Source organism: Streptomyces sp. NPDC032745 (assembly GCF_055579465.1).
In genome coordinates this window covers 90,136-112,245 of the sequence record NZ_JBVING010000009.1, presented here as the reverse complement: position 1 = coordinate 112,245, position 22,110 = coordinate 90,136, and the positions used below count along the sequence as shown (strand labels likewise).

Sequence of the window (22,110 nt, the reverse complement as noted above, 5' to 3'; positions counted from 1 at the left end):
ACCGGATGGGCAGGCCAGCACACGAAGCTCCCGGTGGGGCAGGTCACGAGCGAGGTAGAACCACCTCAAGGCTTGGAGGTCGCATGGAGAACAACAGCGAGGGGCCCGTCCGATCGAACGGGCCCCTCATCGACCTTCATGGAACGACTGGCCCACGATCGCCCCGCCGGGGCCTTGTTCGATCAGCACCCTCGATCGGGATACGACAACGGCTTCCTACGACTCCAGGGTCACCGAGCGGCACTCGTCCCAGCCGACTCTGTCTTCACAGATGTTCATGTACTTGTACAATCCAACGCTTCCGTTGCCGCAGCCGCCCTGGCTTCCGTTGTAGTCGGCGTACTCTCCGGTTTCGTTACTGCCGTACTCGTTGCCGAAGTAGATGTAGACCTCGTTGCCGTCTCGTTCCATGTCGCAGACTTCGAACCGCTGGGTCGAGGTGTCGTAGGTTGCGTAGTTGGCCCCATAGCTGACGGAGTAGCTCGCGGCGTGTGCCGACAGTGAGGTCCCCATCGCGAGCGCGGACACCATGGCGAGTGTGGAAGCGGTTCTGAGTACGGCTCGTTTGGCCCTCATGGATCCCCCATTGGTTGTGGAGTGTTGTACTGAGACGAGAATGAAAGAGTGCGCAGCCCCCGCTTCCCGGAGAGCACGTTTCGGCCCGTGCGGTGTCAGATCTGTGCTCCAGGGAAATCGATGTGGTGTTTCAACCCCGATCCCGCCGGGGTTGCCTTCGATCTTGGGTCAGCAGTCCGGGATGGACGCCCAGCGGCTCCCGTTCCAGTAGTCGGCCTGATCGTTTCCCTGGCCGGACAGGTAGTAGGCCGACACCCAGCCTTGGCTGCCGCCGGGGGTGTCGAGGTCGGTCCACAGCCACCAACGGTTGAAGTTTCCCTGACTGTCGTTCACTTCGGCTCCCCAAGCCCGGCAGAAGACGTAATTGCTTCCGGCGTAGAGATAGCCGTTGGGTCCGCACGGATGTCCGTTGCTCGTTCCGCAGACCGGGTTCGGGTATCCGCTCGCCAGGGTGAACGTCGTGATCCAATACTTGTTGTAGGCATGTGCCTGCGGAGCGGCGAGGGAGACGTTCGCCGCGAGCGCGAGCAACAGGGCCGTGAGCAGCACGGCGGCGTTCCGTACGGTCGTGGCAGCGCGGAAGTGCATGGATTCTCCAGGTGACGTGAAGGGCGCCGAGGAGGCCGTGCGACGGGAGCGGTGTGGCTAGAGGCGGCCGGACCAGTAGTCTTCGCAGGACGGCACCGGATTGGTCTCGGAGGAGATGTCGGTGTCCTTCATCCAGCCCCACGCGCCGTTGTCGGCCTGGGTCAGCAGCCACCGATACGGATGGATGTCGTTGCCGTTGTACTGACCGTTGTCGATCCTGCAGGCGAACCAGCTGGGATTGGAGTACATGTAACCGACCACGCTGTTGGGATAGTCCATGTCCCTGGTCGCACCCCACACCGGTGCCCCGGAGCGGTTGTGGCACATGTATGCACGGTACGTGTAGTCGCCCCCGCTGTTGACATTGAAGCCTCCGTTCCAGCATCCGCCGGCCGCATGGGCGGGGACGGCAGTGCCGATCATGGCGCCTGCCAGGACCGCGGTCGCCGCGACCATCCGGGCCGCCGTCTTGCGTAGGTGCATTAGGGCTCCTCGGCGAAAGGGATAGACGATGACAGTGCGTCAATCTCTGCTGATTTAAGCTCAGTTGACTTGGGAACCTGTCGTGGTGAAACGACGTTAAGGCCGTTGCCCGGAGGCATGCGACCTCTGAAAGTGGAGGTTTCGCCGGTCGACGTGATGTGGTAGCAGACCCAGGTGACCCCATCGAACCCAGCCCCACGGAGTTTGGACACCGGAGAGACGCCGGCGAAGCCGAGGTTGTTGAAGGTGATCAGCCGGTGCCCGAACGCGTGGGCGCTCTCATCGATCCGGCCCTGCCGGGCGGCTGCGCCCGTCTCGGCGCAAGGTAATCCGGCCGGGCGCGCGGCTGTTCTGGAGGCCGCGGCCGCCGTCATGCGCAGAACCCCCTCCCCCGGCTGTCGCGGGGTTCTGGGAGAGGCTGCCCACCGGAGCCGACGGCGTGAAGCCACCGATCGCCCGCCGACGCACCGGCGCTCGGCCGCGTCAAAACTCTCCATCAAGCCCTCGAACCGGTCTTGCCACAGGGCAACCTGGTACTTCCACACCTGCTTGGCATCCCCGCGGTCGGTTGCCCCGACAGCTGCCGCTGTCCCGTCGAGGCGCTCCAGTGCAGCGCTCGCGCCCTGGTCGTCGCCACGACCGAACAGCCGGGCTATGGCCTGCCTCAATCCAGTCCAGGCATCTGTGCCCTCCTACGGCTCCGGCGGCATGGCCGGCGCGGGAAGGTCGAGCACCCGCGAGAGGGCGGCTGTGACGGGAGCGCAGTGGCCGGGCAGGTGCCTGGAGGCCCAATCGGCCGCCAGCGTGAGGAAGTCGGCCAGGTCGCGCTCGGCACCGGCCAGCAGGTGACGGAGCTCGGTGACGGACAGCTCGATCACCGGGCTGTCGTTCTGCTCGGCATTGACAGTGAGCCGGACGGTGTCGCCGAAGCGCTCCGCAACCGGTGACACGGGGGCGTGGCCGAATCCGAGCAGGATGCCGTCGTCGACGAACTGATGCCAGTCGCGCCAGTCCTCCAGTCCATCGCAGCAGTCGGGCTGGAAGGTGACGCCTGTGGAGTTGTCGGTGACCCGCAGGCCGCCGGCTGCGAAGAGGTGGTCGATGGTCAGCAGTCCGTGAAGGAACGAGGCGAGCGGGTCGGCCGGACGAGGCGGGCGGTCGCCGTCAGGGTCGATGTCATTGCAGCTGGCGATGCGCATCACCGCCGTCCCGACCTCAGCGGGTGAGAGCTCACCGCTGAGGGGCAGGAAGCCGAACGGCTCGCTCTCGGCGACAGGCCAGAGGTCGAAGCCGTCAGGTGCGTATATCTCCAGGACGGGCTGCATCACGATCACCCGACGAAGTGTTCCGCACTCCCGCCCGTATCGCCTCCCCATTACGCCGAGCACCCTCGGCTCGACCAAGGGAGCTGACCACCTTCGCTTGTACCGTCCTGAGCAGATACGGGGCTCCGGCAAGATGGCGGACACCGCCGTTGCAGCGCTTGGTGGAGGACGTCGGCGTGGTGCTGGCCGGCCGGGGCGGTTCCCGGATGCTTCGGATCCTGAACATCAGGCTCTCGCGGTGCACCGTCCTGGCCCAGCCGATGCGGGTGCCGTTTCCGCCAGTGGTCACGCCCCGGGTGCTGGGGGTGGACGACTTCGCGCTCTACGGCGACACCTACGGAACTCTTCTCGTCGATGCCACCACCCGGCTCCCGCTCACGCTCTGGGAAGGACGCGACGCGGAACGGCTCGGCCGGTGGCTTCGTGAGCACCCAGGTGTTGAGGTCGCCTGCCGCCCAACTCGGGACGGCCTCGGCCCCGCCCAGATGCGGCTGGTCGGGGCCGGCGCCATGGACAACGAGGACCGGGCACCTGGCCCGGCGAGTTCAGCCGGAGTCGGGCACCCGCCTTCTCGACCTTATGGTTCCGGGACGTCGGGACTACGGCACGAGGACGATCTTGCCCTGGACCCGGCCGGTCTCGCTGAGCTCGTGGGCCTTCGCGGCATCGGTGAGCGGGAGGGTGTCGGCGATCGTGGGGCTTATGCCGTGGGTGTCGACGAGTTTGGCGAAGGCGGTCAGCACGGCGGGGGTGGGTTCCAGGAAGAACTCCACGAATCGTATGCCGAGTTCGGCGGCGCGGGCTGTCACCTCGGTGCGGTCCACGCCGACGCCGACGACGTCGACCAGGATGCCGCCGGGCTTGAGGGTGGGCAGGGAACGCGGGCCGTAGTCGTTGCTGACGGTGTCCAGCACGGCGTCGATGCCGCGCAGGGCCGAGAAGTCCTCCACCGTGTAGTCGATCAGCTCGTCAGCGCCGAGTCCGCGCAGGTAGTCGTGCTTGGCTGCGCGGGCCGTGCCGATGACGTACGCGCCCCGGGACTTGGCGATCTGCACGGCCAGGTGGCCGACGCCGCCGGCCGCGCCATGGATCAGCACCCGCTGGCCGGGCTGTATGTCGGAGAGGGTGACCAGGGCCTGGTAGGCGGTGAAGCCGGAGATCGGCAGCGCCGCGGAGCCGACGTGGTCGAGGGTGCGCGGCTTTGGCGCGATCCGGTCTTCGGTCACCACCACGTGGTCAGCGTGGCTGCCATGCGGGGGGACGGTCCAGCCGTAGACCTCCTCGCCCACCGCGAAGCGGGTGGCGCCCTCGCCGATACCCTCCACCGTGCCGCTGAACTCGTGGCCGAGCACGAACGGCGGCGGGCCGAAGAAGTCCACCTTGCCGATACGGACCTTCCAGTCCGCAGGGTTCATGCCGGTGGCCCGTACGCGCACCAGGACCTCGCCCGGGCCCGGCGAGGGAAGGGGTATCTCGGCAAGTTCCAGCACGTCGGAGCCGCCGAGGGCCTGCTGTGTGATCACCCGTGTCGTCGTCATGCAGAACATTCTGCGCCTGATGATCATGAAAGAGAAGCGGCTTCACCCCCGGCCTGACACGAAAGACACCCCAGTGCGGCGATGTCTTCGCGCTACCGCAACCAGTGGCGGTAGCGCTGGGTAAACCCGCTTGAGCGCGCGTCAGCCCGTTAGGGTTCGGGATCATGACGAGGACCACGCCACCGCGCCCGCTCGACGTCGAGGTGCTCTTCCCCGGGCTCGCCGCCCACCGCGGCACGACCACCCGGCTGCACCCGCGGCCGGGCAGCCCCGACGCGTCGGTGAGCTCCGTGGGCGGGCCGATGCTCTGGCCGGCGGACGAGCCGTGGCCGGTGTGCACCGATCCGCACCCCCACGGGCGTGGCCGGCGCCCCGCGGACATCCACCGGGAGCGGCAGCTCCTGGCCGCCGCGTGGGCCCGGGACCCGGACTCCGGCCCCACGGACGAGGAGCGGCGGCTCCTGGAGGAGCTCAGGCGCATGCACCAGGCGGCGGGGGAAAGCGGGCAGACGGATCCGCTCCCGATGATCGCTCTGGCCCAGCTGTACCGCCGGGACGTGCCCGACCTGCTTGCGGGGCCGGAAGGCTGCGATCTGCTCCAGGTGTTCTGGTGCCCCTTCGACGCGCACGGCGAGAACCGAACCGGCATGCTGCTGGACCTGCGCTGGCGCCTGTCGTGGGAGGTCGTCGGGGCGATGGCGCAGCCGCCCGTGCCGGACGTCGTGGGCTTCGAGGGTTACGTACCCGAGCCGTGCGTGCTGCACCCCGAGCAGGTGGTCACGTACCCCTTCGCCGGGCTGCTGCCCGAAGAGCTGTGCGCCCGGATCGAGGCAAGGGAGGAGGCCCTCGAAGAAGAGGCCGAGGAAGCGGACGCGGAGGAATGGGACTGGCCGACCTACCAGTTCGACCTGTCCATCCCGCCCGGCTGGCGCGCCGGGGGCTACGCGTCCTGGAACCTGACCGACGCCGCCACCTTGGACTGCCCGGCCTGCGCGGCCCCGATGGAACTGCTGCTGACCATCGCCAGCTCGGAGTGGGACGGCGGAAGCGGCAGCTGGATGCCGCTGGAGGAACGGGACCCGGCCGTCGGCGGGGGCGGGGCGGCCACCGGGGTCCAGGTGGGCCGCTGGGGCAAGCTGAACGTCTTCGCCTGCCCCGCCGACCCGGGACATCCGCACCTCACGAGCATCCAGTAGCTGCCGTACGGACCACCGCACCAGGACACGCGGACGCCGGCCCCGCAGCCGACGGCGGGATGCCGGGCGTACCGGGCCTCCCGGGCACTCGGCATCCGGCCCACCACGTCACCACCTGTTGCGAGTCGACCAGCACACGAGAAGGACCTCGAGCAAGTACCGGCGCGCTTCCGGTTCGCCCTCGGCCCCGGTGTGGCCGGGCCAGGCGACGGGTCATGAGGGCGGCCATCGACCAGTAGATCATCGCCTCGGCACTGGCGATACGAAGCTCGAAGTCGCGGTCCAGGCGGCGGCTTCGCATCAGATGCGCGAAGAGACGCTCGACGATCCACCGCTTGGGCAGCACCACGAATCCCTTCATGCTGTCGCTGCGCTTGACGATCGCCAGGACCAGGTCGAGCGCGGCCAGGCAGTGCTCGATCAGACTGCCGGTGTAGCCGCCGTCGGCCCAGACCAGGGCCAGGCTGGCTGTGTCAGTGACAAGTGACTCCAGTGGTAGGTCACTTCTGACTCCGTTCAGGGGCCTCAAGGGCAAGATCTGAATGTGAGAAGTGACGCCACCTATCTGGTCGGCGGGGTGACCTGAACGAGCCGATCACGGAACTCCGACAGCACTGAGAAGTCGAACCCCGGATCCCCCAGGTCAAGGCCGAGGGCATACTTGAAGTCGATCCTTGCCCGCACCGCTTCCGCGGCCTGCCGGTCGGTGAGCCCCTCCACGAACTGCAACACCAATACGAGCGCGAGGCGGCCCGGCGGCCAGGCGGGCTTGCCCGGGCAGGGAACAGGTCCCCGAACTGCTCGTCGCGGAACAGCACCCCCCAGCTCGTCCCGGATCCGGATCGCCAAGCTTGCTCTGGGGAACGCCGCCCGCGCCACACGCACGGTCTCCACCGGGATATCCCCGGGCCCCTCCGGCTGCCCAACTGTGACCGGTACGGACGTTGCGCCGCGGTGATAGCCTCCCTACCGTGCCCCGCAGGCGGTGCGCCCGGCCGGGTGCGCGGTGGGCGGGCACAAGATTTTCCAGGGGTTCCACCTACATGTCAGACGAGACTCAATTCGAAGAATTTCTGGAGTTCCAGCGGGGCGTCATCGACGAATTCCGTGCCAACGCCGGGAAAGTCGGCGGGATGTTCGAGGGTTCCACCCTGTGCCTTCTCACCACAAGGGGGGCCCGCACCGGTCGGCCCCGCACCCAGCCGCTCGGGCTGATGCAGATCGACGGGCAGGACCTGGTAGTCGCCTCGGCGGCCGGGTCACCGAACCATCCGGCGTGGTACCACAACATCCGCAAGAACGCGGTCGTGACGGTCGAGACAGGCGCCCGCACCTACCGGGCGATCGCCTCGATCCCCCCGCGCGAGGAGCGCGACAGGCTCTTCTCGGAGATCGCCGCTCAGCAGCCGGGGTACGGCGAGTACCAGACGAAGACGGACCGGATCATTCCGGTCGTCGCACTGCACCCGATCGACCTCGACCCCGACCGGGTCAAGCACCTCGGTGACGAACTGGTCGAACTACACGGCTGGCTGCGCGGCGAGCTGGCGGACCTGCGCAGGCGGATTGACGACGTGGTCGAGGGCAGGGCGGATGACATCGCTCCGCAGGCCGAGGGCGGCAACCCGCTCGCCGAACTGCGGTCGCACTGCCTGGACTTCTGCCACGCGCTGAACGTCCACCACACCGGCGAGGACATCGGCGCCTTCCCCGTGCTCCGCGAGCGGTTCCCGGCGTTGGAACCGGTGCTGGAGAAGTTCGCCGAAGAACACAAGGTCGTGGCCGAGCTGCAAAACCGGATCAAGGAACTGGTCGAGGACTTCTCTCCCGACCGGGACGACCCGGCGCGGCTGCGGGAGGAGGTGGCGGAGCTGGCGAACCGGCTCGAAGCCCACTTCGACGATGAGGAACGCCAACTCGTCACCGCGCTGAACGCGATGGGTCCCGCGCCGGTGCGCGGCTGAGCGTTTGAGGCGAGCACGGGCCCGCCTCGGCCCGTGCTCCCCGCGTTCCGCCCTCGGAGGCGGGTCCCGGCCCGCCGGCAGGCGAACGCAGCCGGCCAGCGGCTTCCGCCTCGGCCGTACCCGCCCCCTGCCAGGTTCCTTGGCAGGACGAACGGTCAGCTGCCGTGCAGCCCGCGACGGAAGGCCGTGCAGTGCTCGTAGGACGGCAGCAGTGCCGCAGGATCGTCGCCATGCCGCCACCGTACCTAGGCCAGCGCAAGCCTGGTGACGATGATCCGCAGGGAACAGCCCAGCCCTGTGACCGGGGCGTCAGCTCGTGACCGCCGCGGCCGCTTCGGCACGGGCCCGTGTGACGGCCAGGCGGTAGGAATCTGTTCCGGTCTCGATGATGTGGCCGCCGAAGATGAGGCGGTCGACGATGGCCGCGCAGAGTCGGGGATCGGTGAAGGTTTTCGTCCAGCCTCCAAACGATTCGTTGGAGGCTATCGCCACAGAGCTTTTTTCCTCGCGCTCGGTCAAAACCTGGAAGAGGAGTTCGGCACCGCGCCGGTCCAGTTCCATATAGCCCAGCTCGTCAATACAGAGAAGGTCGACGCGGCCGTAGCGGGCGATGGTCTTGGCGAGGAGTTTCTCGTCGGCGGCTTCGACGAGTTCGTTGACGAGTTTGGTCGCGAGGACGTACTTGACCCGGTAGCCCTGCATCGCGGCCTCGGTGCCGAGCGCGATCAGCAGGTGTGACTTGCCGGTCCCGGAGTCGCCGATCAGGCACAGCGGCATGCTCTTCCTGACCCAGTCGCAGGAGGCCAGGGTATGGATCGCGGCAGGGTCGATGGCCGAGTTGGCGTCGAAGTCAAAGGCCCGGAGTGACTTATCCCGCGGGAAGCCAGCGGCCTTGATGCGCCGCTCTGAGCGGCGCCGGGCCCTGTCGTCGCATTCCGACATCAGCAGCTCGGCGAGAGACCCGCGATAGGTCATTTGGTCCTGTGCGGCCGCCGTAGCCAGTTCCGGGTACTGGGCCCGGATCGTCGGCAGCCGCAGCATCCGGCATGCCTGGTCCACGGCCGCGTCCGCGGCTTCCTCGGTAAGTCCCCGGTTGCGCTTTGCACTCATGATTCCCCCTGTTGGGCGGTTGGTCCGGCGTGCCGACGGCGCAGCCGCAGCAGTTCGTCGTAGGCGGCCACCGACGGCAGCGGCCTGGGGTCAGGCGGCAGCGCGGCCAACCGGCGCGCGGTCAGCGAGGTCACCGTCGCCCCGCCCTCCGCCGGGCGTGTAATCCGTTCCTGGCGCGGAGCGGGCACGCTGGCATCAGTGTCGGCTGCTTTGCGGGCCTCCAGTGCGACGGTGTCCGCGGTCAGTGCGCCGGCCTTCAGGGCGGCCGCGATCCCGGCGACCACGTCCTCGTGGGCCATATGCCGGTGCAGGAGCAGGACCGAGATCAGGGCCCGGGTGCCCTCGGGGTCGCCGTGGGCTTTGCAGGCGGCCTGCCACCAGGCGTCGTGGACCGGGGTGAACTTGCCGGCCGAGCGGGCCTGTTCCAGGGCGGTGGCGCCGGGAAGTGCGCCGGGCTTGCGGACCAGGGCCTCAAGATAGTGGTCCAGGTCCAGGCGGGATCCACCCTTGGCGATCAGCCGCTCATGCCGGGCCACTTCCTTGGGCCCGTCGTAGACGACGGGCTCGGAGGCGTGCAGGACGATCCGTACCATCTGACCGATCAGCCGCACTGGCACCGAGTAGCGATTGGTGCGGGCCGAGACCTGCCCGTAGCGGTCCACCCTCACCAAGGAGACGAACCCCGTCTCGAAAACCTCGTCGGGCAGCGGGACCAGCAGCGGGTGTTCGGCCTGGAAGTACTCGCCGATGGTCTTGGGGCGGAGTCGTATGCGGCGGTCGTTGTCCTGCCGGTCCCACTGCTCGACCAGCAGATTGAGTTCCGCGAGGGTGTCCACCTGCGGGACGGGGACCAGGTGATTGCGGCGGAACCACCCGATCTGTCCTTCGACCCCGCCCTTCTCGTGGGCGCCCTCGATGCCTGGGTGGCAGTAGAAACTGGTGATCGAATAGTGCGAGCGGAACGCGGTCCACCGCTCGGACTCAACCCGGCGCCGGGTCAGACCCAGCACCTGGGCGACCGCCGCCCGCAAGTTGTCGTAGCGGATCTTGCCGTAGGGAACGCCGCCGAGCGTGTTCAACGCGTGGACGTGGCCTTCGAGAAAGGCCTCCTGCCCGCAGGACGCGAAAATCTTGTGGACGGACCGGCCCGAATACGAGAGCCGCAGCGAGAACAGGAAGCACTTCGTCAGGGTGCCGCCGAGGTTGATCCACACGTCCCCGAAATCGACCTCGGCTTCGTCACCCGGACGGTGGGTCTGCGGGATGAAGGAGGCCGGCGGCCCGCGGCCCTCCTCGACCCGGATCTCCCGGCGCCGGTCGTAGACGTAGTCACGAACCATCGCATACGACACTTCCTCAGCGCCGTACTCGTCGAGCAGCCGGTGGAAGATCCGCGTGAGTGTGTGCCGCTGCTTGCGCGGAGCGTCCAGATCCGCCCGCAGCATCCCGTCGATGGCCAGCTTGTACGGATCAAGACGTGACCCCCGCGGCGGCATCCGCTTCCGCGCAGTCGGCCACGCCGACTCCAACGCGAGAGCGACCGTGCGCCGCCCCACCGAGTACTTCAACGCCAGCGCGCGACTGGACAGACCCGCTTCTCGCGCGTCACGACGGATCGAGGCATACAACTCGACCTTGGAGCCGGGCACTGAAGTCCCCTCACGCTCGCTAGCACCCCGATCCTCCCACCACCAGCCCTCCACTGGAGCCAAAACCCATCAACACGAACTCCACCCACACCAAGTGGAGTCAGAAGTCACCTTCCGCCTGGAGTCACTTGTCGTCTATAGAGCCAGCCAGGCAATGGTGAGCGACAGCCACCTGTTCCAGCAGGATGTGTGCAGCGGCGCGATCACCCACATCAGCAGCGGTGACCATCACGCCCAGCAGCAGCCCGAGGGTGTCGACCACGACGTGCCGCTTACGTCCGTTGACCAGCTTGCCTCCGTCGAAGCCACGGGTGCCGGCGCCGGAAGAACGCATAGACCCGGTCCCACGGAGGGAAGTCGGCCGGCATCGCCCGCCACTTGATGCCGTTGTCCACGAGATAGCCGATCGCGTCCAGTATGGCCCGGTGGCAGTACGCTTCCGGCTGCCCGCCCTGGCCCTGCATCCAACCCGGCACCGGCAGCAGCGGCCGCACACCACCCATTCCGCGTCCGTCATGTCGCTCGGATATCGACGCTCTCGCAGGGATTGTCGGCAGCGCTTCCGAACCGGTGAGCCAGACAGTCACACTCCCGAGTACCCGCGGTGGACTGCACGGGCATCGGCACGCAAAACTGCGACACCAGGGCCTCCTGATGCTCAGTGATTCGACACCAGCGAGCTGTTCAGGAGGCCCTCCTCGCATGCGCCGAGCACCCGACGACGGCCGTTCGAGCACCGGTCCCCAGAGCATTACGATAAAAGCTACTTACGCGTCCGGGTGCTCCGGCAGGGCGAGCCAGTCCGACCAAGAGATCTCTCGGCCGAGGAAGCGCGGCTGCTCGAACGGCCAGTCGGCGGCGATCCACTGCGGCACCAGCTCGTCGAGGGCCTGCTCGACCTTGTTGCCCACCAGCTCGTCCACCACCCACCAGGAGATCTCGCCGTCCGCGCCGGCCCTCTCCGGTGGGTCGATGTAGACGCAGCCGAGCAGAGCTGTCTCCGCCGCGTCGAACAGCGCGTAGTTGAAAGACTGGTGTGCGGCGATCTCCTTCTCGTGCCGCAACAGGTCGGCCTGGTCGGCCTCGTAGGTCATGGTGGCCGCGGGCCAGCCCCAGGCTGGGCCGTAGATGGTCCACAGCCGCTCGCGCGAACCCATCACAGCCGGATAGTCGAGCGGGGTGTCCGCCTCCCGGATCGGCCGCAGGTGATGATCACTGCCCGGCAGCGGTACCAGGACGGGATGGACGAAGTTATCGGGGAGCCAGCTCATAGCGCCCGACCGTAGCAGCGCGCGGCCGTCCGCTCCTCTGGATTTTCCCCGTATACCGCCAGGCCCTGCTCTCATGCCGGGCAGTGCCCGCGATCATCCGATCGAGACTCCCGTTCGATCGGCAGACTCCATGATCGGTATGGCAACGGCTTCTCAGGCTCGCCGTCGGCCCCGACTGTGCGGCGCAGGCAGGCAGGTGATGCGATGGGAGCGGGTCACAACTCGTGGAGGTTCAGCGGGGCGGGTGGCCCCCGCCACAGGGCCGCGCGTTCGGACTCCGGACCTTGGTCCGTGGGGTGGTTGGGCGGCCCGGTGTTACTGCCGCCAGAGCGCTCTGGTCACCGGGCCTCGCCCGCGCACGCCCTGTCGACGCGGACTGAAAACCGACCATAGCCACGCCCGGCCACCGCCCGGCATCACAAGCACAGCATTCGGCATCCCGCGTGACATGCGCGGACGAGAGTTGACGCCCCACGCTGACACCAGCCACCCACACCAAAGCCCTCCCCCTTCTCACATCCCCCGCCGACCATGCGCAAGCAACCCCGGAAAGCTGTTCCCGAGCCGGTCAGCTTGTCGTGCAACCCCTCAGGGTCGTCATCGAGTCCCATGGCCTCGCCGTGTCCACGGCACCCGGGCCTGCCTGTTGTCAGTTGAACAAGTGGCTGATACCGCCTTGGCCATCCGCTCCGTTCCAGATCACGGCCCCCACCCAGAACGGGAACCAAAAGACCCGTTCCGGCAGGACTGAAGCGGCGAGAAGCCAGATGACAGGCAGAACAGTGAACAGCAAGCAGCAGGACAGCCCCCGGCCGAACGTGTGCGACTGCCCTTCCGAATTTGTAGTCACCTAGCGAAGTTAGGCGAGGCTCACAAGTCGCGCATGAGTAGCCGTACTTAGTACAGCAACGGCCTTTGTTCTGACTGGTGGGTAGTTTCGGGCGGCGTGTGGCCGCGTTGTTCGTAGTGGCTGGTACGGGCTTGGTGTTGTCGTCTGCGGCGCGACCGGATGGGCGGTATGCCGCGGACGAGGGGTTCGAGTGCCTGGCTGTCGTGTAGGTTCACCCCCGAGATTCCGACGGACAGGGGCGGACCGGTCCGCTCGGTGATCAAGTGGATCTTCGATCCGAACTTGCCCCTGTCGACGGGATTCGGACCTGTCAGGTCCCCCTTTTCAGGGCCCGTAATGGCGCCTCCGGCGCCACCCGCTGGAACAGCTCCCACAACTCGTCCGGCACCAGCCGCTCAACAATCCCCGCCACGACCGACGGCCTACCCAGCCATCCAAATGAGATGGCTTCTTACGGGCGCCAGTCAGCCTCCAGGTCATGGGAGTCGGTCTTGGTGAGCTGGGTCAGTGCGGTGCCGTCGGCCCGTACCAGGTAGAGGTGTTCGGGGTCCGCATCGTCGGCACCACCTCTGGTGAAGACCAGGCGGCTGCCGTCCGGGGACCAGGAAGGGTTCTTGTCGTTGAAACGGGCCGCGGTGATGCGGTGAAGACCAGTGCCGTCGGGTCGGACGAGGTAGAGGTGGGCAAAGCCGGACGAGTCCACGCGGCTGAAGGCGATCCGGCCGCTGTGCGACCAGTCGGGCGTCCAGTCGTGGGAGCCGGGCCCGGTGACCGCCGTCTGGGCCAAGGTGGACAGCCGGATCCGCATCACGCTGCTGTGTCCGGCCGCGTCCGCGCGGTTGAACGCCAGGTACTTTCCGTCCGGGGACCACGTCGGATGGAGGTCATCCGCCGCGGTGTGGGTGAGGCGGGTGGCGGGAGTGCCGTCGATGTCGGCCACATAGATCTCGTGCTGGGTGCCGACCGGCTTGGCGTAGGCGATCCGCTTGCCGTCCGGGGACCACGCCGGGTCGGAGGCGCCCTCGGCGCCGGGGACGGCCTTCAGGTCGCCGCCCGTGGTCTTCATCGTCCAGATGCCGTCGATGGCCCCACCGGATCCGTAGCGGACGAATGCAACCCGCTTGCCGTCCGGGGACCAACTGGGTTTCACCTCGCTGACGGTGGAGGTGTGGGTGAGTTTGACGGGCGTGCCCCCGCCGGAGGAGATCGCGTAGAGGTCTTCCGTGGTCGCTGCCGCGGTGTAGCGGGCGAAGACGATCGGGTGGTCCCCCACCGCCCCCGCCGCCCCCGCATCTCCTGCGGCGCCGAGGGTCAGTGGTACGGCCATGACGATCGTCGTGGCGGTCATGGCCGCCCAGCGGCGCGGCGTTGTGCCGTTTGCGCCGGTCCTGCCGATTCTCCGAGCCCTTCCGGTTATTTCGTTGCCGGTGCGGTGTTGTTGGCGTGTCAAAGTGTCCACCCCGATCCCTCCCTGCGGCCTGCTACGGGCCGCTCCGGCCCGTAAACATCCCACCGATGGAGCTCTGGGGGAAGCAACAGCACCTGGCGATACGAGCCCTGTGACATGTTCCGTACATCGCTGCACATGCGATGTACGTGCGAACGCGCGGCGGCCGTGAGTCAGGGTGCCGGTGGGGCCTGTGGGGGCGCCGTGTCGTCAGCCCCGCTTCTCCTCGCCGGCTCCCAAACTCGTCGTCCAAACCGGCCGCCCGGAAGCCCGACATCGGATCTGACGCACACTCCGTGAATGACGATCACGCTTCCGTCATCGTTCTCCCACGACGACACCGCATACGCCATCGAGCTGTCGGAGCTGCGCAGCTGTCCGAGGTCCACCGGATAGCCGGCGCTGATGCCTACCCGATGCTGCCGTGGCCGGGGCCGCCCACAGGGCGAGGGTCTTCTTCACCGGACAGGTCCCCTCGATGTGCTCGAATCCTTGGGGCAGCACGGACCCGTCGGGGACGGTGAATCAACTCCCGCTCGCCATGGCTGGGTTCGCCTTGCCCGGATTCGCGCGGTTCACGGCTGGCGAGTCCTCGCCATGGCGAGGACTTGCCGTCGCCAGGCCTTCACGGCGGTGTTACCGGGCCGATAGACCCATGGCATGTTCTCCCCCTCTCAGGCTTCCGCCTTCCGGCGCAGGCGGTGGCAGCTGATCTCGGCCGCCACCGTGGTGCCGCTGCTGGCGTCCGGGGTCGCAGTTCTGCAGACGCCCGCTCAAGCCGCTCCGAGCAAGCCCACCGTTCCCGCCCGGCCCTCGGCGACCCACAAGGTCACCCTGGTCACCGGCGATGTCGTCACGGTCACCACGATGGCCGACGGCCGGCAGACGGCCGACGTCAAACGGCCGGAGAGTGCCGTCGGCGGCGTAAAGGTCCAACAGGTCAAGGGTGACCTGTTCGTCATCCCGGACGAGGCGGTGCCGCTGCTGGGCACCGACAAGCTGGACCGGCGGCTGTTCAACGTCACCGACCTGATCGAGATGGGCTACGACGACGCGAAGTCGGCCGCGGTGCCGCTGATCGCGACGTACGCCCCGTCGAAGTCCCGCTCGGCCGGCGAGCCCATGGCCCCCCGCGGCAGCAAGCTGACCCACGACCTCAAGGGCATCCGCGGCGCCGCGCTCAGCACCGACAAGCGCCAGGCCCGCACCTTCTGGACCGACGTCGCGCCGCGGGGCAGCGCGTCGTTGGGCGCGGGTGTGGCGAAGCTGTGGCTCGACGGCCGGGTGAAGGCCAACCTGAAGGAGAGCGTGCCGCTGATCGGCGCGCCCGAGGCCTGGGCGGCCGGATACACCGGCAAGGGCGTCAAAGTCGCGGTTCTCGACACCGGCATCGACGTCAACCACCCCGATTTCGCCGGCCTGATCGACGGCACGGCCAGCTTCGTCCCGGGTGAGGCCGTCACCGACGTCAACGGGCACGGGACACATGTTGCCAGTACGATCGTCGGCTCGGGCGCCGCCTCCGGCGGTGCCAACAAGGGGGTCGCCCCCGGCGCCGACCTGATCGTCGGCAAGGTGCTCGGTGGCGCGGAGGGCTCCGGCCAGGACTCCTGGGTCATGGCCGGCATGCAGTGGGCCGCCGAGTCCGGTGCGGACGTCGTCAACATGAGCCTCGGCGACTCCTACCCGACGGACGGCAGCGACCCGATGTCGCAGACGGTCGACGCGCTGTCCGCTCAGTACGGCACGCTGTTCGTCATCGCCGCCGGCAACGCGGGCCCGGAGAGCATCTCCGCCCCGGGTGCGGCCGCCTCGGCGCTGACCGTGGCCGCCACGGACAAGCAGGACCAGCTCGCGTCCTTCTCCAGCACCGGCCCGCTGGCCTACTCCGGCGCCATGAAGCCGGACATCGCGGCGCCCGGCGTGGACATCACCGCTGCCCGCTCGCAGGAGATGAGCGGCGGTGGCGAGGGCCTTTACCGCACCCTCAGCGGCACCTCGATGGCCACCCCGCACGTGGTCGGCGCGGCGGCGGTCCTGGCCCAGCAGCACCCGGACTGGACCGGCGCCCGGCTCAAGGAACACCTGATGAGCACCGCGAACGGTCTGGGCAACCGGTATTCGCCGTACGAGGTCGGCACCGGCCGTCTCGACGTCGCCGCCGCCGTACGCACCACGGTCCACGGCACCGGATCGCTCTTCTTCGGCAACTACACGTGGCCGCACGAGCCGAGCGACGCCGCCGTCACCAAGGACCTGACCTTCACCAACTCCGGCTCTTCCGACATCAAGCTGAACCTGGCGCTGACCAACAACGGCGGTACGTTCAGGCTGGGAACGACCACGGTGACCGTCCCGGCCGGCGGCACCGCCGCCGTCCCGGTGACCGGTGACCCGCGAACCGCCCCGGCCGGCCGGGACATCGGCCACGTGACAGGAACCGATGCGACCACCGGGAAGCCGGTGACCCGCACCTCCCTGGCGCTGCTCAAGGAGGAGGAGCGCTACGACCTGAACATCAAGCTGATCGGCCGGGACGGCAAGCCCGCCGCCGGCTGGGCCACGGTCAACCTGGCCGGCGACCTCTGGCCGTGGACGGTGTACGTCGAAGGCTCTACCACCATGCGCATGGCGCCCGGTCTGTATACCGTCTCGGCGTACCTCGACGTGGCCGGCGAGAAGCAGGACCGCTCGGGCCTGGCCGTGCTGGTCGACCCGGAAACCCTGCTCAAGGACGGCTCCGCGGACGTGGTGCTGGACGCCCGCAAGGCCCGCCTGCTGCAGACCGAGGCACCGCAGCGCACCGAGGACCGCCAGCGCAAGGTCGACTTCAACGTCCACTACAAGGGCCTCGACCCGTTCACGGACTACCGCAGCGGGTACATAGTGCCGCCGACGTACGACGACGTCTACGTCTCACCGACGGAGCCGATGACGCAGGGCGAGTTCATGCTGATCACCCGCTGGCGCAAGGGCGAGCCACCGCTCAGTCTGAGCACGCCGGACGGCCGGCTCGCCTTCGAGGCGCTGGTGCAGGCGGGCAGCGCGCTGAGCACCGCCACGGACAGGCCGGACGCGGTCTACGCGGGCAATGGCGCGGCGGCCGCATACGAGAAGGTCAGCGCCAAGGGGAAGGCCGTCGTGGTCGAGCGCAGCGACGAGGTCTCGCCGCAGGCGCGCACCGAGGCCGCGGTCGCGGCCGGCGCGAAGGCCCTGATCGTGGTCAACGACGGTGTCGGTGCCCTGATGGAATACGTCGGCGAGTCGACCATCCCCGTTGCCGGCGTGCACCGCGACGCGGGCAAGACCCTCATCGCCATGGCCAAGGCCGGCACCTTCAAATTGACCGCGAAGCAGACCGAGTACACGCCGTTCGTCTACGACCTGACCCGGGACTACCCCGGCCAAGTGCCGGACCGGGCTCTGGTCTACAAGCCGACCCATGATGATCTCGCCCGGATCGATGCCCGCTACTACTCGGCCACGGACGGCGGGGCGGCGGAAGGCTACCGTTCCGACTTCACCCTCAGCCCGTCGTTCAACCTCCCCGAGCGCGAGTGGCACCCGGGCACCCGCACCGAATGGGTGACGCCCGGCCAGGTCTGGAGGGAGTTCCACGCGCAGGGCGTCGAAGGCGCCATGCCGTGGGTGATGGTGTCGGGCGACAACACGTACGCCAAGGGCAGGACCACCCGTCTGGACTGGTTCGCCCCGGCGATCCGCCCCGGCCAGGGCGAGTCCTTCGGCGTGTACAACTCCCGCTGGCAGAACCAGATGACGTGGAACGTGCAGGCATGGGCCTCCTCCAGCGACACCATGCGGCTGGGCGGCTACCTGCCGTGGGGTGAGACGCCGACCCACCTGCAAGTCTTCCAGGGCAAGACGCTGATCCACGACAATCCGCACAGCACCGACATGCAGTGGATCGAGGTGCCGAAGGGCAACCTGGCCTACCGCGCCGTCCTCGACGCCGAGCGGCCCGGCGACGTCTTCCGGCTCTCGACGCGCACCCACACCGAATGGACGTTCATGTCCGACACCGTCGACTCCGACTTCTTCGAGCGGTTCTCGGTGCTGAACCTGGACTACAAGCTGGAGTCGGACCTGCACGGCGACGTCAAGGCCAACGCGACCCAGCAGATCGCGCTCAAGCCGGTGTCGATGGACGGCGGCACCCTGCCGGGCACCGTCAAGTCGGTGAAGCTGGACGTCTCGTACGACGACGGCGCCACCTGGCAGAAGGTGACCCTGGCCAAGGGCGCTGACGGCTACTGGAAGGGTTCGTTCAGGACGGCGAAGAAGCCCGGCGGCTTCATCTCGGTCCGCGCGGGCGCCGAGACGAACAGCGGCTACAGCGTCAAGAACGAGATCATCCGGGCGTACGGCCTGCGATGAACCGCGCAGTCGGGCCCCGGGGAGTCGCCTCCCCAGGGCTCTTCCCGTCACACGTGATTCCAGCAGGGACTACCCCTGGCCTGCCGCCGTGGCGCATACTCTCCCCGCTGTGGCAAGCGGAACGGAGTCGGTCGTCGATGCTGGATGTGCTGGGCCTCGAACCCGATGACGAGCACGTCTACCGAGCGCTCCTCGGGCTGCCGAACTCCACCGCGATGCTGCTGTCGGACCGGCTCCTCGTACCGCCAGCCGACGTGGACAAGACCCTGTCCCGCCTGGTCGGGTGGGGACTGGTGATCAGGTCGGCGGACGAGCGGTTCACCGCCGCGCCGCCGGCCATGGCGCTCGGCTCGCTCATCAGCCAGCGCCGAGACGGGCTGCGCATGGCCGAGCAGGCCCTGGTGACCTTCGCCGAGGAGCACCGGGCGGCGATGACCGGAAGCAGCATCAACGATCTGATCGAGGTCGTCACGGGCGTCGACGCCATCGGTCATCGTTTCCTGCAGGTTCAGCACGCAGCCCGCACGCAGGTCCGCACCTTCATCACCGCACCGTTCGTCGCCGTGCCCCCCGACGAGAACACGGCCGAACCCGTGGCAATCAGCCGCGGCGTGCAATTCCGCGCGATTCTGGACCGGGCCTCGCTGGCAGAGCCGGGCATCGTGACCGATGCGATCCGTTCCCTGCACAACGGCGTACAACTGCGCGTCGCCGACCAGCTGCCCATGAAACTCGTACTGGCCGACGCCGACCTCGGCCTGGTGCCGCTCACGGTCACACCGGACGGGGAGCCCGGTGCCGTGCTGCTGCACCGTAGCGGTCTGCTGGATGCGTTGGATGCGCTGTTCGAGACGATATGGCGCACCGCCCACCCCCTCGAGCTGTCGGGCACCGGCGGAGCAGCCGAAACCGCCGTCGAGCGCGGGCCCGAAGGCCCGACCGAACTCGACCGGAGGATCCTCGCGCTCCTCCTGGCCGGCCTGACCGATCAGGCCGTCGCGACGCAGCTCGGTGTGTCACCGCGCACGCTGCAGCGACGCCTGCGCCACCTCATGGACATGGCCGGGGTCCGGACCCGGATGCAGCTTGGCGGTCACGCCGTCCGACACGGCTGGGCAGAGGCACACTGAACGGGAACGCCGACAACCACGGGGCGACCATGCCGAAGCCGGGCCTGCGGAAGGCCGTCGCCGAGGGCGCGTCGGCCGGCAAGAGCCTCCCGCGTTGTTCACGACAACGGGAGGCACCGCCCATCACCGGGACCTCGTACTGACGGTCCGGGCCTCGCCGGAGGTCCGGGCCGATCGCAGGGGAACATCAGCGCGGCGGTGCTCCGCGACAGCGGGTGCGAGTGGCTGCGACAGAGGAAATCCTGGTGGAATTGATCATGATCGGCCAGCGCACCGGCCACAGCCACCCAGACGTTGAGCGGGGCCTCTGGACCGTGGACCCGTGACTTGCACACCGTCGGACGAGACCCCTGGACGACACGGCAGCTTCGAGGCATTCCTCCCCGTATTGGACATGGCCACGTGCTAGGGATAGTAAGCAAAGATGCCCGAAATAGGAGGTATGCAACGATGCACACAACTCTTCTCCGCGTGACGACCGCGCTCGGTGCCGCGGCGGTGCTGGCCGTCTGCGGCGCCGGCGCGGCCAGCGCCGACGACACGGGACCCGGCCATTCCGTGGGCAGCTCAGGCTTCGGGAACTCGGGCGTCGGCAACGCAGGCGCGCTCAACGACGGCATCGGCAACGCGGGCGCACTCAACGACGGCATCGGAAACGCAGGCATCGCCAACTGGGGTCTGGGCAACGCGGGCATCGCCAACACAGGCATCGGCAGCCACGGCATCGCAAACTCCGGCATCGGCAGCTCCGGCATCGGCAACTGAGACGGGCCCACGACCCCGCACCACCGAGCCACACGACATGCCCGGCTGACGCCGGGCCGGTCTACCCGGGCCGCCCTCCATGAGCGGCAGGCCCGGGCGTCCGGCACGGAGCAGCCGCCCCGCGAGGACGGCCGTCTGTCCGGTTCGCCGGGGATTGGTGCCGGCCTTGTCGTGTGCGGGTTGACTGTAGGACTCGCCAGTGGCGAGGACCCGCCCGACGCCGTAGCGGGTGGCGGGCTGACGGTTTGGGGATCCGGGAGGTCGTCCGGGGCCTGGCCGGGTGGGTTTCGGTGCACCTGCTGGCGTACCGGTCTTCGCCCGGAGGACTGTGCGGTTCTGCCGGGCGCTCTCACGGCCGGCGGAGGTCCCGTGCGAGGGAGCGGGCGAGGCGGAGCTGGGCGTGTGCGGCCAGGATGAGCCAGGTCCAGCGGTCAGCCGCCCCGGAGTCCCGCAGCCGCGGCCGGTTCATCCGAGGGTCTGCTCGAGCAGCCGGAACGTGTGCTTCAGGTCGAAACGCCGCAGGAAGGACTACCAGCACCGGTCGACGTCCCGCGCGGTGGCGCCGGTGCGAGACCACCAGAGCCGCCACCCCGGCGTCCTCGCCGCCCAGCGACGCGAACGCGCCTGAGCCCGCAGCGAGAAAGGGCATCCGCTGGGGAGGGTGATCCCCCGCTGCTGCAGCCTGATCTACCGCGCAGCCTGCAACGCCGCCGCGATCTGGACGACATCCAGGTCGACGACGACCTCCTCGCCGTCCCACACGCCGCGCGAGGAGATCGCCAGGCCGATCAAGGCCAGCTCGGCAGCATCGTCACGCAGTTCGTACTCTTCGCGGCTCTCCTCGCCGATCCGACCCAGTTCCTCGCGATCCCAGGCAGCGACTGCCGACTCGGCCACGGACCGAGGCAACCGCACGCTGATCTGACTGATCCGGGGATCAAGATGAGCCCCGATCGATGCCAGCACGGTCCGATCCTGCCGATATCTCACATACTGCTCGCGACGTTCCACGAGCCGAGAGTACTCAGGCCCAACCGAGCCACATACACCAAAGCCGGTGAACATATGCGGTCACAGCACTAGCAGCAGCTGCCGTACCGGGACCGGTTCGGTAACGACCTGCCAGATACCTCACCCCACCGGGCAGACTCTCGAGACCGCGAGACAGCCTCGCTCCGGATAGAGGGAGCACCCGTGACGTTCACAGAAGACGAATTGATCTGGGCAGCAGCCCGTACACTCGCCTACATACTCGGCGCACTCCTCCTCTGCGCAATCACGATCACCATCACCGTGGCCGTCGCAGTCACCATCAAAGAACGCACGAAACCCCCGCGGCGATGAGGATGACCATCCCCTTGGCTTCATCCGCCGAGGCCAATCTTTTCGGCCCGTTGGGGGTGTTCGCGCCGGGTCCGCCCCCGGCCTTCCGGCTCCGCCTCCAAGACCAGCGCGCTACGCGGGCAGCCAGCCGTGAGGGGCCTGCTTGGCTTGAGCCGCCCTCCGAGAGCAGGGGAGGGCGGGCCTCTTCCGACCTCGGAGGGCGGGTGGGCGGGAGACGCAGGGCGGATTCGCACCCCGCCCGATGTCGGGTATCAGCCTTCGCCTCGCATCAGCTCCACGATCACTACCCACAGAGCGCGTGCGCTCAGTGCCACTGCGATCCGCTTCGCGATCTCGGCAGCCAGCCGGCCCCGACGCGATGACAGCTTGTCATCACTCATGTCCATACCCCTTTAAACGGCCCCCGCTCTGACAGAGCGGATTCCACGGCCCCCACTTGGCACGGACAACTACCAAGGTAGCCAACGGCATTGATAGGG

The 22,110-nt window shown here is 68.2% G+C and carries 18 protein-coding genes and 3 pseudogenes; 6 read left to right on the top strand and 15 right to left on the bottom strand.

All coding sequences use genetic code 11. From position 1 onward, the window contains the following. Positions 1-216: 216 nt before the first annotated feature. The 5 genes from ACZ5WG_RS23635 to ACZ5WG_RS23615 all read right to left on the bottom strand — a co-directional run bounded on the left by ACZ5WG_RS23635 (position 217) and on the right by ACZ5WG_RS23615 (position 4,510). Positions 217-531 (bottom strand): hypothetical protein, encoded by a 315-nt coding sequence (locus ACZ5WG_RS23635; protein ID WP_468725687.1) that lies wholly within the window; start codon positions 529-531, stop codon positions 217-219. 213 nt (positions 532-744) lie between these two features. Beyond that, positions 745-1,164: a hypothetical protein gene (locus tag ACZ5WG_RS23630; RefSeq protein WP_468725685.1), complete on the bottom strand. Its 420-nt coding sequence runs from the start codon at positions 1,162-1,164 to the stop codon at positions 745-747. Positions 1,165-1,221: 57 nt separating this feature from the next. Continuing rightward, a complete protein-coding gene (locus tag ACZ5WG_RS23625; protein WP_468725684.1) occupies positions 1,222-1,647 on the bottom strand; it encodes a hypothetical protein in 426 nt (141 codons plus the stop codon). A 692-nt stretch (positions 1,648-2,339) separates the two neighbouring features. After that, a complete protein-coding gene (locus tag ACZ5WG_RS23620; RefSeq protein WP_468725965.1) occupies positions 2,340-2,972 on the bottom strand; it encodes a hypothetical protein in 633 nt (210 codons plus the stop codon). 599 nt (positions 2,973-3,571) lie between these two features. Continuing rightward, positions 3,572-4,510, bottom strand: a complete 939-nt coding sequence (locus ACZ5WG_RS23615) for an NADP-dependent oxidoreductase (RefSeq protein ID WP_468725682.1) — start codon at positions 4,508-4,510, stop codon at positions 3,572-3,574. A gap of 164 nt (positions 4,511-4,674) precedes the next feature. Here ACZ5WG_RS23615 and ACZ5WG_RS23610 point away from each other — a divergent pair, with 164 nt between their 5' ends. Then, positions 4,675-5,706, top strand: coding sequence for a hypothetical protein (locus ACZ5WG_RS23610; RefSeq protein WP_468725680.1), 1,032 nt, complete (start codon positions 4,675-4,677; stop codon positions 5,704-5,706). Here the strand turns inward: ACZ5WG_RS23610 and ACZ5WG_RS23605 are convergent. Both ACZ5WG_RS23605 and ACZ5WG_RS23600 read right to left on the bottom strand, forming a co-directional pair. Then, entirely contained in the window at positions 5,690-6,241 is a 552-nt protein-coding gene (locus ACZ5WG_RS23605) for a transposase (protein WP_468725678.1), read from the bottom strand. The genes ACZ5WG_RS23610 and ACZ5WG_RS23605 overlap by 17 nt on opposite strands. Positions 6,242-6,291: 50 nt before the next feature. Then, a pseudogene (locus ACZ5WG_RS23600) lies at positions 6,292-6,606 on the bottom strand (transposase); the annotation flags it as partial. A 143-nt stretch (positions 6,607-6,749) separates the two neighbouring features. On the opposite strand from ACZ5WG_RS23600, the gene ACZ5WG_RS23595 reads away from it, so the two are divergent. Then, a complete protein-coding gene (locus ACZ5WG_RS23595; protein WP_468725676.1) occupies positions 6,750-7,670 on the top strand; it encodes a nitroreductase/quinone reductase family protein in 921 nt (306 codons plus the stop codon). Positions 7,671-7,979: 309 nt separating this feature from the next. On the opposite strand, the gene istB is transcribed toward ACZ5WG_RS23595, so the two are convergent. From istB to ACZ5WG_RS23565, 6 genes and pseudogenes are all read right to left on the bottom strand, one after another. Beyond that, positions 7,980-8,780, bottom strand: coding sequence for an IS21-like element helper ATPase IstB (istB, locus tag ACZ5WG_RS23590; protein WP_468725674.1), 801 nt, complete (start codon positions 8,778-8,780; stop codon positions 7,980-7,982). Beyond that, a complete protein-coding gene (gene istA / locus ACZ5WG_RS23585) occupies positions 8,777-10,429 on the bottom strand; it encodes an IS21 family transposase (protein WP_468725672.1) in 1,653 nt (550 codons plus the stop codon). The genes istB and istA overlap by 4 nt, the downstream gene beginning before the upstream one ends. A gap of 169 nt (positions 10,430-10,598) precedes the next feature. After that, positions 10,599-10,946: pseudogene (locus ACZ5WG_RS23580) on the bottom strand (transposase); the annotation flags it as partial. Between the two features lie 250 nt (positions 10,947-11,196). Then, entirely contained in the window at positions 11,197-11,700 is a 504-nt protein-coding gene (locus ACZ5WG_RS23575; protein WP_468725670.1) for a GNAT family N-acetyltransferase, read from the bottom strand. A gap of 996 nt (positions 11,701-12,696) precedes the next feature. Further along, positions 12,697-12,873: pseudogene (locus ACZ5WG_RS23570) on the bottom strand (IS5/IS1182 family transposase); the annotation flags it as partial. A 128-nt stretch (positions 12,874-13,001) separates the two neighbouring features. Further along, complete coding sequence (locus tag ACZ5WG_RS23565) at positions 13,002-13,898, bottom strand: hypothetical protein (RefSeq protein ID WP_468725668.1); 897 nt, start codon at positions 13,896-13,898, stop codon at positions 13,002-13,004. 759 nt (positions 13,899-14,657) lie between these two features. On the opposite strand from ACZ5WG_RS23565, the gene ACZ5WG_RS23560 reads away from it, so the two are divergent. The 3 genes from ACZ5WG_RS23560 (at position 14,658) to ACZ5WG_RS23550 (ending at position 20,287) form a co-directional block, all read left to right on the top strand. Then, positions 14,658-18,392, top strand: coding sequence for a S8 family peptidase (locus tag ACZ5WG_RS23560; protein ID WP_468725666.1), 3,735 nt, complete (start codon positions 14,658-14,660; stop codon positions 18,390-18,392). Between the two features lie 137 nt (positions 18,393-18,529). Continuing rightward, positions 18,530-19,522, top strand: coding sequence for a helix-turn-helix domain-containing protein (locus ACZ5WG_RS23555; RefSeq protein WP_468725963.1), 993 nt, complete (start codon positions 18,530-18,532; stop codon positions 19,520-19,522). A 471-nt stretch (positions 19,523-19,993) separates the two neighbouring features. Then, positions 19,994-20,287, top strand: a complete 294-nt coding sequence (locus tag ACZ5WG_RS23550) for a hypothetical protein (RefSeq protein ID WP_468725664.1) — start codon at positions 19,994-19,996, stop codon at positions 20,285-20,287. Positions 20,288-20,974: 687 nt separating this feature from the next. Here ACZ5WG_RS23550 and ACZ5WG_RS23545 read toward each other — a convergent pair. Further along, entirely contained in the window at positions 20,975-21,298 is a 324-nt protein-coding gene (locus ACZ5WG_RS23545) for a hypothetical protein (protein WP_468725662.1), read from the bottom strand. Positions 21,299-21,481: 183 nt separating this feature from the next. On the opposite strand from ACZ5WG_RS23545, the gene ACZ5WG_RS23540 reads away from it, so the two are divergent. Then, the gene (locus ACZ5WG_RS23540; protein ID WP_468725661.1) at positions 21,482-21,631 is read left to right on the top strand and encodes a hypothetical protein; all 150 of its coding nucleotides are present in this window, start codon (positions 21,482-21,484) and stop codon (positions 21,629-21,631) included. A gap of 251 nt (positions 21,632-21,882) precedes the next feature. Here the strand turns inward: ACZ5WG_RS23540 and ACZ5WG_RS23535 are convergent, their stop codons facing one another. Further along, positions 21,883-22,011 (bottom strand): hypothetical protein, encoded by a 129-nt coding sequence (locus ACZ5WG_RS23535; protein ID WP_468725660.1) that lies wholly within the window; start codon positions 22,009-22,011, stop codon positions 21,883-21,885. Positions 22,012-22,110 lie beyond the last annotated feature (99 nt).